This is a genomic window from Nocardia takedensis NBRC 100417, assembly GCF_000308695.1.
GTDB lineage: Bacteria > Actinomycetota > Actinomycetes > Mycobacteriales > Mycobacteriaceae > Nocardia > Nocardia takedensis.
Window position 1 is genome coordinate 1 of the sequence record NZ_BAGG01000229.1, and the last position, 11381, is coordinate 11381.

The 11381-nt window shown below is 64.2% G+C and carries 12 protein-coding genes and 1 pseudogene; 10 read left to right on the forward strand and 3 right to left on the reverse strand.

The features are described 5' to 3' along the window. Together ON30_RS41415 and ON30_RS28675 are read left to right on the forward strand one after the other, a co-directional pair. A pseudogene (locus tag ON30_RS41415) lies at positions 1-174 on the forward strand (IS30 family transposase); the annotation flags it as partial. 88 nt (positions 175-262) lie between these two features. Further along, positions 263-1210 carry an IS110 family transposase gene (locus ON30_RS28675; protein ID WP_063719961.1) on the forward strand — a complete coding sequence of 316 codons (948 nt, stop codon included), beginning with the start codon at positions 263-265 and terminating at the stop codon, positions 1208-1210. 1939 nt (positions 1211-3149) lie between these two features. Here ON30_RS28675 and ON30_RS28680 read toward each other — a convergent pair. Then, on the reverse strand, positions 3150-3566 hold the full coding sequence (locus ON30_RS28680) for a hypothetical protein (RefSeq protein WP_040712317.1): 417 nt from the start codon (positions 3564-3566) through the stop codon (positions 3150-3152). Then, on the reverse strand, positions 3526-4107 hold the full coding sequence (locus ON30_RS28685) for a hypothetical protein (RefSeq protein WP_040712321.1): 582 nt from the start codon (positions 4105-4107) through the stop codon (positions 3526-3528). Before ON30_RS28685 ends, ON30_RS28680 begins: the two co-directional genes overlap by 41 nt. Before the next feature lie 160 nt (positions 4108-4267). Here ON30_RS28685 and ON30_RS28690 point away from each other — a divergent pair, with 160 nt between their 5' ends. The 8 genes from ON30_RS28690 (at position 4268) to ON30_RS38585 (ending at position 11081) form a co-directional block, all read left to right on the forward strand. After that, complete coding sequence (locus ON30_RS28690; RefSeq protein ID WP_040707480.1) at positions 4268-4636, forward strand: roadblock/LC7 domain-containing protein; 369 nt, start codon at positions 4268-4270, stop codon at positions 4634-4636. Next, positions 4633-5061 (forward strand): roadblock/LC7 domain-containing protein, encoded by a 429-nt coding sequence (locus ON30_RS39545; RefSeq protein ID WP_051030097.1) that lies wholly within the window; start codon positions 4633-4635, stop codon positions 5059-5061. Before ON30_RS28690 ends, ON30_RS39545 begins: the two co-directional genes overlap by 4 nt. After that, a complete protein-coding gene (locus tag ON30_RS37965) occupies positions 4986-5555 on the forward strand; it encodes an IS110 family transposase (protein ID WP_157183893.1) in 570 nt (189 codons plus the stop codon). Before ON30_RS39545 ends, ON30_RS37965 begins: the two co-directional genes overlap by 76 nt. 896 nt (positions 5556-6451) lie before the next feature. After that, the gene (locus ON30_RS39550) at positions 6452-7015 is read left to right on the forward strand and encodes a TetR/AcrR family transcriptional regulator (RefSeq protein ID WP_157183894.1); all 564 of its coding nucleotides are present in this window, start codon (positions 6452-6454) and stop codon (positions 7013-7015) included. A 300-nt stretch (positions 7016-7315) separates the two neighbouring features. Continuing rightward, positions 7316-8245 carry a hypothetical protein gene (locus tag ON30_RS39555; protein WP_157183895.1) on the forward strand — a complete coding sequence of 310 codons (930 nt, stop codon included), beginning with the start codon at positions 7316-7318 and terminating at the stop codon, positions 8243-8245. A 302-nt stretch (positions 8246-8547) separates the two neighbouring features. Beyond that, entirely contained in the window at positions 8548-9774 is a 1227-nt protein-coding gene (locus tag ON30_RS28715; protein WP_040712332.1) for an oxygenase MpaB family protein, read from the forward strand. A gap of 345 nt (positions 9775-10119) precedes the next feature. Then, positions 10120-10641, forward strand: a complete 522-nt coding sequence (locus ON30_RS28720; RefSeq protein ID WP_040712335.1) for a DUF3085 domain-containing protein — start codon at positions 10120-10122, stop codon at positions 10639-10641. Positions 10642-10727: 86 nt separating this feature from the next. After that, a complete protein-coding gene (locus tag ON30_RS38585; RefSeq protein WP_085999425.1) occupies positions 10728-11081 on the forward strand; it encodes a transposase in 354 nt (117 codons plus the stop codon). On the opposite strand, the gene ON30_RS28725 is transcribed toward ON30_RS38585, so the two are convergent. After that, positions 11014-11381, reverse strand: a 368-nt coding sequence (locus ON30_RS28725) for a transposase (protein WP_040711981.1), incomplete at its 5' end; no start/stop codon positions are given. The genes ON30_RS38585 and ON30_RS28725 overlap by 68 nt on opposite strands.

An 11381-nucleotide genomic window follows, 5' to 3' on the forward strand; every position in this document is an offset into this window, starting at 1 on the left:
CTGTTACGTCAGTACTTCCCGAAGGGAACCGACCTCGCGCGCTACAGCCGATCCCAATTGGCACGCGTCGAACACGAGCTCAACCACCGCCCCAGAGTGGTACTCGGCGACCGCGCACCGGCCGATGTCTTCGACGCCCTGCTAGCCTCCGGCCCGTTCTCATCGTTGCGATGACCGCTGGAAACCACCTCTGCCTCGCCCGGCCGCGGTGACAACGTTCATCGACGGAGGGAATCGTATGCGCGGTAGCGCAGTCGCCGGAATGCCGAACCTGGTGCCGCCTGGAGCATTGGTCGCCGGAATCGACACCCACAAACACGCCCACCACATCGCGATAGTCGATCACCTGGGGCGCGCGGTCGAAGACCGAGAGTTCACGACCACCACCGTTGGCTACGAGCAGGCTATCGACTTCCTCCGATCGCACGGCAACCTCGATCGTGTCGGCGTCGAGGGGACAGGATCCTACGGAGCCGGCATCGCCAGAAAGCTGGCGCAAACCGGTTTCACCGTGGTCGAAATCATCAGACCCAACCGACAAGCCAGAAGACTCCACGGCAAATCCGACCCGATCGACGCTCATCGAGCAGCGATAGCCACGCTGGCCGACACCGACACTATTGTCCCGAAATCGGGCGACGGTCCAGTCGAGTCGCTGCGCATACTGATCGGTGAACGACGATCGGCGGTGAAAGCAAAAGCCCAAGCGATCAACCAGATCCACTCTCTGCTGACAACAGCCCCCGACCAGGTCCGGAACGGCTATCGGGCGCTCGGGGGCGCTCAGCTCTTGGCCACGCTCGCGCGCAGTCGACCAGGAACGGTCGGCACGCTCGATCCAGAACTGGTAGCCCGGCAAAACCTCAAATGGCTCGCACTGCGCTGTCTGGCGCTTCAGGACGAGATCGACATAATCGAGCAACAACTCGACCAGCTCGCCCGACGCATCAATCCCACGCTGTGTTCACTCAACGGGGTCGGGCCGGTCGCCGCAGCCACGCTGTTGATCACCGCCGGCGACAACCCCGACCGGCTCAAGTCGAAATCATCATTCGCGGCGTTGACGGCGCCGCCCCGGTCCCGGCCTCATCAGGCCAACGCACCCGACACCGACTCTCGCGCGGCGGCAACCGACACGCCAACGCAGCCCTCCGCTGGATCGTGTTGCTGCGCAAGCGACATCGAGAGGCTCGTACCGTCGCATACATAACGCGCCGCCGGGCTGAAGGACTCACCGACCGCGACATCGTCCGCTGCCTGAAGCGTCACATCGCCAACGAGATCTACTCCGCGCTCCTCAACCCGGCAACTGACAATCCGGCAGGTCGACAACTGCGAGATCGACGCCAGCGCATCGGCATTCCGATCAGCGCCCTTGCCGCCACTCTCTCAGTTCCTTACCAGCGGCTTCGACGACTGGAGATCGGGCACCCGCGCTGACCCCGAACTTGAGCACCGCGCCACCGTCCTGCTCGTTCAAATCGAGCAACGTCGCGATGCTTGACATCAATAGGAGCACCCACGCATTTGGACTTGACCCTGTTCTTCTTCTCCCTCTTCAAGTCCTTCGGACCTGCACCTCAGCCACTTTCGCGAATCTTCCACATGTCTTCCGCTGAGTTTGCGCGAGGGCGGACCCGGCCGCACGGGTCCGCAGGTGTCCAGGGTTCCCGCGACCAGTGCATGGGTCATTACCGGTCGCGGCCCAAACCGCGCGCGCCCTTAGTATCGTTCCTGGGTCACGAGGGGGCCGCAGTGGCCGCGCCGGGGGCGATGCGTTTCGCGCCGTTGACCCCGAGGCGACTTCAGTTCCCACCGGTCCACGCACGGTATGGGCAAACCCCATGCCGAGTAGGTTCCGGAGTGGGAGTGGGTGCCTGTCGTCATTTGCCTTCACCCGGTTCGGCGATATCGGTTCATCCTGTCGATGACCGGGGACTCGCGTCCACGCTGAACTCGTCCGATCCACCCGACCGAACCCGGATCATCGAAGGAGTCGGCATCTAACTGACAGATACGGAAAACCTCGGCGAGGGTAACTATCCGGAACGGCCGTTTCGATGGACGGAATAGCTGCGCAGGTACCGGTGTCGTAGCGGCGACGCTTGAGTGGCGCACGCGGAAGCCAGTGTCGATGAGGCACGCCAGGCTCACCAGCAGAACCGCTGGGCACACCGAGACCTGCACGGCGGCGAGGCGTGGCACACGTCGCGCCCGCTCCGTGGCGGGTTCAGCGTCGCTGCGCGGCCTCCGATGCCGGCAGCATTGGAAGCGGCGGGCGAGCGGGAGCTCGCACGACCCCGGGCAACGGACCTGCGGGCAGGTGCGCGCTCACGCGTTCACCAACTGTTGCATCGTGAACGGTTCGACCAGATGCTCGTACGCCCCCACAGTCTCCGTGTCGGCGATCCGCTCGGGATCGCGCGCCGCCCACATCGTGACGATCACGCTCGCACCGTGAATGCGCAGGTCACCGCACACCTCCACGCCTGCGCGATCAGGCAGTCGTAGATCCACCACGCCAGCACCGACTCGCCGTCGGCACTGCTTCCTCGACCAACCCAAACCAGTGCACCGCCAGCCCTTGACCGCACAGAACGATCTCGTTCATCTCGGCAATGGCCCGATCGTCCTCGACCACCAGCGCCGACACCGCCTTCGTCCCGTCCGGGGGTGTGCGGCGCGGCGGAGACCGACCGGAGCGCTGCTGACTCCTTCGGCCTCCCGTGCTCCTGCGACGCCGGGCTCGGGCACGTCCACTGATGGGTGTGCATCGGCCGCCGTCGACGGTCGGGCTTCCGGCGAACACGTCCACAGGCGGGTTCGCCGAAAGAGCGCGGACCTCGTCACCCGACACACACTACCGCGGCGACGACGTACCGCCTTCGTCCGGTTGTCACGACAGTCCGGGCGACCCCTCGCCACGGTAACCTACCCGCGGGGTCTGTTTTCGGCGGATTCGATCTCACTGTGGCGTCGATCGCGATCGCCCCAGCTGAACGGCCACCTGCCAGTCGCCCACTTCCCGCCTCGCACCGTCGGCCGCCGGGCTCGGACAGCCCGTCGGCCCCGGCGTGTCCGTGGTTCCGGCGCCGAGCGGCAGCCCCGAACCTGCTCGAGGCCGTCCGTCACCGCGTGATTTCCGTAAGTCATTGTCGTGGTGCGGGATCAGCGCGTAATTCGTGATTGTCGGTGTCCAGCAGGCGGACACCGTCGGATTTGGCGAGCTTGTCCAGGCTGAACAGCATGATCAGACACAGCGGCAGGTACACGAGGAACCATCCGAAACCGGTGTCGGCGCCGTCGACGAACAACATGGTGTTCAGCATCCACGCGGCGAATACGACGAAGACGACGATGCTGACCCATGCGAGTGCACGCCACGCCAGGACCGTGCGGCGGGTGGAGGCGATGTCGCCGACCGTGACGGGCACCTGCTGGGCGCACAGCGTGCAGTAGGCGCCCGCCCGCGCCGTTCCCGACGCCGGTCGAGGCACCGCGATCGGTGACAAGACGTAGACGTCCTCACCGTGAGTCGACCGCGCGTAGTCCAGGTGGGCGAGCATCACCGTGGGATAGCCCTGCACCCGATGGCCGAACAACATTCTCGCCTTGTGACCGAACGACGACACCGGCAATCCCCTCGCACACGAAATCGAGGACGACTCGGACCAAGGCGTCGCGGCCGCGTTCGCCCTGCCCCGACCCGGCGGCGTTCGGCGGGGAACCGGGCCCCGGCGCAGGTGGCGGGTTCCACGGTGGTTGCGCGGGAGGATGATTCGCGCCGCCCGCCGTGCTCGCGCGGGGTCGGAGGCGGTAACCGCCGATACCGATCATCACCAGTCCGGCCACCACCGCGGCGATGCCGACGACGTTGTAGAAGCTGTTCTTGTTGGCGATCTGGTCGCGGCGCATCGCCTCGTAGCCGCGGCCGGCACCGAAATGCGCGTCGCTGCTGTTGTCGGCGCAGCGGTGTCCCGGTCGCATGACCTGTTCGCCGCACATCACCTCGTCGACGTCGGTGACCTCGTAGTTCACCCCGAACACGCCCGCCCCGATGGCGAACAATCCGGCCACGACCAGCGCGATCGCCTTGAGCCTGTCCATGCAGGGCCGCCTTCTCCCACCGATCCCACGGACCGACACCGGCACGTGCCCCCCCGAGGCGAGCACGTCGAGCCAGCCTCGAACAACTCTCATGCCGAATCGCCATCACACCCCGATGCACGTACCGTTGCCGCCGAAGGGGTTCAGGAGTTCGGAACAGATGAAGCTTGACGACGCGCTGCGCGACGGAATGAGCGTGGACGGTGCGATCGGCATCGCGCTGGTCGATATGCGCAGCGGGATGCTGCTGGCCAAACAGGGCGGACATTCCCTGTTCGACCTGGAGATGGCGGGCGCGCTCAACAGCGAGGTGCTGCGCGCGAAACTGCGCGCCATCGAGGCACTGCAACTCGACGACGAGGTGCAGGACATCCTGGTCACCCTGGGCGCGCAGTACCACATCATCATGCCGCTGGTGCGCGGCGTCGACGAGAAACTGTTCCTGTACTTGGCCCTGGACAAGGAGCGCGGCAACCTGGCGCTGGCCCGACACCAGTTACGGCGGGTCGAACAGGCGATCAGCCTGTGAATACGGCGAATCGGCGTGAGGTTTTGCTCGGCGACCCGCAGGCCGTCGGCCGCGTGCTGCAACGGGCCTGCCGCGAGATCGAGGATGTCGAGCACGCGGTGCTGACCAGTCGTGACGGCCTGGTTGTCGCCGCGAACGACGAGGCGGGCGGTTCCTCCGGTGAGGACACGGTCGCGATGCGCGGGTCCGCGATGGCCGCGGCCGGGATCGGTGACCATTTCGTCGGACTGGTCACCCGGGGTCGGCTCCAGGCCGCCGTCTTCGAAGCCGACCGCGGGTGTGTCGGGGTCTTCCCGGTGAGTTCCACCCTGCTGCTGGTGGTGACCAGCATGCCGCAGTCGTCGAGGGCGTGGCCACCTACGGCGCTCAACTCGCCGCCACCGTGGCCGAGTCCGGCTACCAGGTCATCGAGGCGCCTCAGATGAACGCCCGGGCCCATCGCGGAGTCGGGAAGTCGGATTCACTCGATGCTCGTCGCATCGCCGAAGCCGCACTGCCGCTGGAGGAACACCAGCTACGACACCCCCGCTCCGGCGAGGGGGAACGAGCCGCGCTGCGTGTGCTTGTGACTGCTCGAGATCACATGACCGGTGAACGCACCGCGACCGTCAACGCGCTGATGCGCGCGATCGACCTCGGCATCGACGCTCGCTGTCCACTGCCGAGCAAGCAGACACTCGAGATCTCCCGCCGGCGAGCCAGAGAAGAGCCACTGGCCCAGGCGACCGCTCGGGCCGAAGTCACGCGACTGGCCGGCCGCGTCGTGGCACTCGACGGCGAACTCGCCGTCAACCAGAAGTCGATCGCCACCCTCGTGGGCGCCACCCCAGCTCACGGCCTGCTCGAAAAGACCGGAATCGCCCGTCGAGGCCTGGTCGCCTTGGGAATTCTCACGGCGACATCGCGAGGGCAGCACTAACCCGAGCTACGGTTGCCGGGGATGCTTCGAGATAGACGCGTGTGCCGTGTTGGGTATCCGATGCCCGGTCTCGTAACAGCGGACCGGCGAGCGGCAACCAGATCACCTGGACCGACCACCGGGGTCTCGTCACACCGTTTGCGACACGCCGCAAGAACACTCGGCGGCTCTCACTGTCGACCACAGCCACATGATGATGTTCTCGGCCGAATGTCACTCCAGCCTAATGCGTTAGGGTTCGAATTTGGTGAGCCAGGTGAGGAGCTCATGGTGGACGTCGCAACCAACACCCGCACACCCGATGTTACGTAAAAATTAAGATGATAGGAAACATGCAAAGCTACAAAGTGCGGGATAGGAATCAGCCGAGGAACTATAGACTTGAGCTGGCGCGATTGGCGTGAGGGACCCACAGCTCAGGTCGCCTATCCAGACGAATCACTCGAACCGGTCAGCGTGTCGGCGAACACTCCGTGGCGACGCCCACAAAATAGTTCAGGATTGGGAGTATGAATTCGCGCACAGTCGTCAGTGTGACGGGTGTGGTGCTCGGGCGCGACGATTTTACGGACCAGATTCGCCCTGCGGTACATCGCATGTCCACAACTACGATATCCAGTGCCTCGTCCAGCTCCCACCAGGGCAAACGGGCTATTCCGAATTCGAGAGGACTGGCACATCCTCGGCAAGTCCCCGACCGGATCGACCCGTCGCGTGTAAGAAAGATCAGGGAGAAACAGCGCACGGCTATCAAAACGTCATCCACGAGGCTGCACGCCCGTGTACTACGCGCCGAAGTCTGTCAAGCTGGGGTGGTGACGCCGATAACAAGCCGTTCATACGACGGTCTTTCCGCAGCAGAGCGAGTTGCCCACAGACGTCAGCGCCTGCTTCAGGTGGGCCTGGATATCCTCGGAGGCCAGGACGGTGTCGGTGGGCTCACCTTACGCAACGTGTGCCATCAGGCCGGGCTCTCACAGCGATACTTCTACGAAAGTTTCGCGGAAAAAGATGAATTCGCTGCCGAAGTCTACGATTGGGCAGTCGAGGGGATGGTTTCCTCTGCTCGTAGAGCGGTCGAGGCCGCACCCCGAGATGAGAAGCTGCGCGCAGGCATAAGCCGCATTGTACGTGCGATCGAGGCCGATGTTCGCTTGGGGCGACTGCTGTTCAGTGCCGCCAATCGATCCAATCCTGTTCTGCTCAATAAGCGCCATCAATCGATTCAGCTATTCGTCGACCTTCTGGCAAAATACATTTGCGAGGTAACGCCGGACGATGTGCACAGCTCGGTGCCTTTCGTCGCCGAGTTGATGGTTGGAGGGCTCGGGCGGATATTGGATTCCTGGATCAACCGCTCCATCTCCTGCGACGCCGACACGTTGGTCGACGACGTTGTCCAGTTCTTGACAGTGTATTGCCGATCCATGTCGAATTTGCGCGGACATCCCGCGCAGTAGTTCCCCATCGCACCGTTCGTGATAGAGAAGTTACCTGGATTCTCCCATGGTCCACTGCCACGCAGCATCGATTCGAGTTGCCGGTTATTCCTAGCCCCGAGTCGTACAGTCGAACTCAACAAACCACTTCGCCCCGGGGCAATTGCAGGCGTCCAAGGACCGTGCGTTCTTCTCGGGTAACCGTGGCTACCTGCCCTGCACTTCTGTGTGTGAGTCGGTCATCGCCCAGCGTGAACTGCCCGTTCTACCTTCTGCCGCAACGAATCGAGGACCATGCCATCGCCTACCCGATCCCGGCCGTTGATCGTCACGACCATCGTCGGCGGTGATCCCGACGCCGCGCTGGCGTTGGCGGTGATCGCGCTGACCGAGCCCGCTCTGACGCTGGTGATCACCGCCGAGGAAAGTTTCGACCATCGCCGCGCACGTTTCGCTGCTCATCTGTTGGATCTATTGGGCCGCAGCGATGTTCGCGTCGTTCCAGGAAGATGTCGAGACTCGGGGCGCTATCGGCCGCCGACGAGTCGCCACTGGGCGGCGAGAGGTCTGACACCGGGCGACATCGAAGTCGGTGGGCGGGATCACTGCGGTGCTTACGACGCGGTCGCCCAGGTGTACCGGGACCACCCTGGTGAAACGGTACGGTTCTTCAACGCCGCGCCGTTGACCGTCTTGGCGCATCTGCTCGCTCTCGACCAGGTCGCCGTCAGACCATTGCGACTGAGATCATCGCTTGAGATCCAGCAGGGCGGAGGCAGTTTTACCGACCACCCCGAAGCCAGGTTCCGCACCGACGGCGCCGCCGCCCGATCAGTACTTCTGACCGTCGCGAACATGCGGCTTGTATTGGCTGAGACCTGCTCTGCTCTACCGGGTCTCGATTCGGGTGGCCCGATGCACCGTGCATTCGTGGAGTCGCCGCACCCGTGGGGACGGCTCATGCTGGCCCATCTCGAACAGTGGTGGCACATCAGTGCGCCGACCGCTAACCACCTGACTGACACCATTGCCGCCACGACCGCCCTGGGATGCGACTTCGTCGAGTTCCGTCGCACGGCGTTTGTTGTCGGTGACTACGGCCGGCTGATTGCAGGCATCGGCGACCGCCGTTCTCCGGTGTCGATCTCGCTGAATATCGACCGGTTCAGTGGATGGCTGCTCGACATCGCCAGCCGGCGCGACGGTGGGGGATCCCTCGCAGCGAACGCGGCCGTCGCGCAGGCCGGATGAGTGGCAGGCCGGCCGAGCAGACATCTGGAGCGATCCGGAGCCGCACCCCGGGGGCAGCGCGAGAGCTCGGGTACGGCGAGCACGCGATGCCGTGCCGGGCAGGCAGGACGAAAGACTTCTGGTCGACTGACCAGCTAGAATGGCCGAGACGATGCCGAGTGCCACGCGCGAGTTCGGCAAGTGTGCGCAAGTCTTGCTAAGTTCATCCCCGTTCTCGCCGTGCGCAGCGCTGTCGCGGAGTCAGTTTGGCGGCTCATCAATCGTGTTCTCGTGGGTTGCCCGCTTAAAGGAGTTGTTGAAGCATGGACCAGATCAGCAGGCGGTCCGCTCTCAAGGTCGGTGGTTCGTTGGGAGTGGTCGGAGCGGTCGGGCTGGCGGTGCCTGCGCGGGCTCAGCCGTGGACATGGTCTCCACAAGGATCGGTGGCCGGTGACGGTGACGGTGTGGATCCCATGACGGTGTGGGATGAGGAGGCGGATCCGATCGTGGCCGAGGTTCTCGAAACACGCGATGTGGCTCGTGTCAACGCGCTGCTGCGGAGCTGGACGCGCAACGGTCAACCGCTGCCCGAGGGGTTGCCGACCGAGTTGCGCGACTTCATGGAGCACGCACGCCGATTGCCGCCGTGGGCCGATCCCGCTCAACTGACAACAGCGATCGAGTTCAACGCCAAGCGAGGTTTGTATCTGGGGGTGCTCTACGGGTTCGCCAGCGGCATGATGAGCACGGTCATTCCGAAGGAGGCTCGCGCGGTCTATTACTCGCGGGGAGGTGCGGATCTCAAGCGCCGCATTTCGCGCACCGCGAAACTCGGTTACGACATCGGTACGGCCAACGCCTATGCGCCCGACGGCGAGATGATCGTCACCTGTGTCAAGACCCGGCTGGTGCACGCCGCCGTGCGCCATCTGCTGCCGCAGTCCCCGCACTGGTCACAGGTCGCCCAGGAGGGTATCCCGATCAGCCAGAACGACATGATGGTCACCTGGCACAGCCTCCCGACCACTGTGATGAAACATCTCACCGCCTGGAAGGTGCCGATCCCGGACAACGAGTCCGCGGCCTTTCTGCATTCCTGGCAGCTGGCCGCGCACATGCTCGGCATCCGCGACGAGTACATTCCCAACTCGTGGGCGCAGGCCAATACCCAGGCCGTGGAGGTGCTCGACCCGGTCATCGCGCCCACTCCGGAAGGCATTGATCTGGCCGACAAATTGCTGAGTCTGGGCGCTCAACTCGACCTGACCGTGCTCAGTAAACCCATTTTGGGAGCATTCACCCGATTCTTGTTGGGCGATGCCGTCGGTGACTCGCTGCGCATCGCGCGCGAGCCGGTGTGGAGCCCTCTGCTCGAGTTCAGCTGGGGCCCTTTCGTGGCCGTGCGCGAGGGATTGCTGCCTGTCGTCCCGCTGGCCAAGGAGACCTACTGGCTGTTCGATGAGTTCCTGAGGCGCGCCGCGCTGCTCTATCTCGAGGAACTGCGAACGACGATCAGCATCGAAATCCCGTTCACCAACCGGACGCGTTGAGGCGCAACCGCGCTCACGCTCCGACCTGATCGGCCGGGATGATTCTGGGGCACTGCGGTCTCTGGTCGGAGGGGAGACCGTGGTCGATGTGTTCGGCAGGAAGGGCGGCGACATCGCTTCCACGCACGCCCTTTCGTGTCCTTCACGGCGACGCGTTTGGGGTGATCGCTCGGGACGGAACTCCACCCTGGTCCTAGCGTCAGTTCGACCACACGCTCACGGCGAGTATCGCCGGAATTCTCCTCCGCTGTCTGTAAGTTCGATCCCGCGTCGCTTGCGCGAGTCCGGCAAGCGCCCGGTGTCGCACCGTGTCGGTTGTCTGACAACCGAGAAAGGACCGCTGCCGTGCGATCGATCGATCTATGGTTTCCGTTGTCGGATGTGCTGGTCGTCGCCGAACATGCCATGGCGGCCGGACATCATTCTCGGTCACTGTTCGAGTCTTCGGCTGCTCCGCCGGAGCCCTCGTTGATCTGGGCCAAAGACGAAGGCACCTATCTGTTCAGCAATGGGCTGCCTCGTCAGGTCGCCGGAATCGACGTCCCCGTGGTCGTCTACGCCTGCGGCTACGGTCCCGGTACCGGCGATCACGGCTCGACGGCGCTCGGCGAGTTCGACTTCGCCGAGTACATCGCCCTCACCGACCGTGACGCGCAAGGACAAACTCTGGTCCAACAGATCCGCGAGTTCGCCGAGACCGACGGATGGATGATCATCACCGCCGCACCTGGCACATACCGGGTGGCTCTGAGCACGCAACGGCCCCCGACTTGCTCGCGCCCGACCGGACACGGCGTCCGGGCGCCGCGAACTCCGCGGATCTTCACCTGGCTTCCCCATCGACGCCAGCACCGACGAGACATGTGACCGTTGGCCTGTTCCCGGTGAATGAGTCCACTTGGTTTTAGAGTCCTGTTTGGCCTGGTGAGGGCTGAGAAGGGACACTGAGGGATATGGCAGGAAGGAAGCGGCATTCCGCGGAGGAGATCGTGCGGAAGCTGCGCCGTGCCGATGAACTCGCCGCCGCGGGTGCTTCGGGTGAGGAGATCGCTGCTGACCTGGGGATATCGGCGGCGACGTTGTATAACTGGCGCCGTCAGTACGGCGGTGTCGACACCGACGCGGCGAAAGAGCTCAGAGAGCTGCGGGAGCAGAACGCCCGGTTGAAGCGGTTGTTGGCGGATGCGGAGTTGGAGAAAGACGCGATGCGGGAGATCGCGAAGGACGCTCCTATAGATGTCAAGTGGTCATCGCCTGGTAGTCGGCGCGGAGGGCGCGGAACACTTCTCGCGCGAGGTAGCGTTTGAGGCAGCGCAGGATTTCGGGGGTGGTCTTGCCGTCGTGTTTGCGGCGTGCGGCGTAGGTTTTGGTGTTCTCGTGATAGCGCAGTCGAACGACGACAGCGGTGTGTAGTGCTTGGTTGGCCTGGCGGTCGCCGCCGCGGTGAAGTCGGTGGCGGGTGGTCTTGCCCGAGGACGCCGGGATCGGCGCGACACCACACAGGCGAGCGAACGCGGCTTCGGTGGTGAGCCTGTCGGGATTGTCACCGATCGAAATCAGCAGTGCCGCAGCGGTGTCGGGTCCGAGCCCGAATACCGCCATCGTGC

Excerpts from the sequence above, each read along its gene's own strand:
- ON30_RS28675 (WP_063719961.1), top strand. The coding sequence starts at position 263 with ATGCCGAACCTGGTGCCGCCTGGAGCATTGGTCGCCGGAATCGACACC.
- ON30_RS28680 (WP_040712317.1), bottom strand. The coding sequence starts at position 3,566 with ATGCTCGCCCACCTGGACTACGCGCGGTCGACTCACGGTGAGGACGTC.
- ON30_RS28685 (WP_040712321.1), bottom strand. The coding sequence starts at position 4,107 with ATGGACAGGCTCAAGGCGATCGCGCTGGTCGTGGCCGGATTGTTCGCC.
- ON30_RS28690 (WP_040707480.1), top strand. The coding sequence starts at position 4,268 with ATGAAGCTTGACGACGCGCTGCGCGACGGAATGAGCGTGGACGGTGCG.
- ON30_RS28715 (WP_040712332.1), top strand. The coding sequence starts at position 8,548 with ATGGACCAGATCAGCAGGCGGTCCGCTCTCAAGGTCGGTGGTTCGTTG.
- ON30_RS38585 (WP_085999425.1), top strand. The coding sequence starts at position 10,728 with ATGGCAGGAAGGAAGCGGCATTCCGCGGAGGAGATCGTGCGGAAGCTG.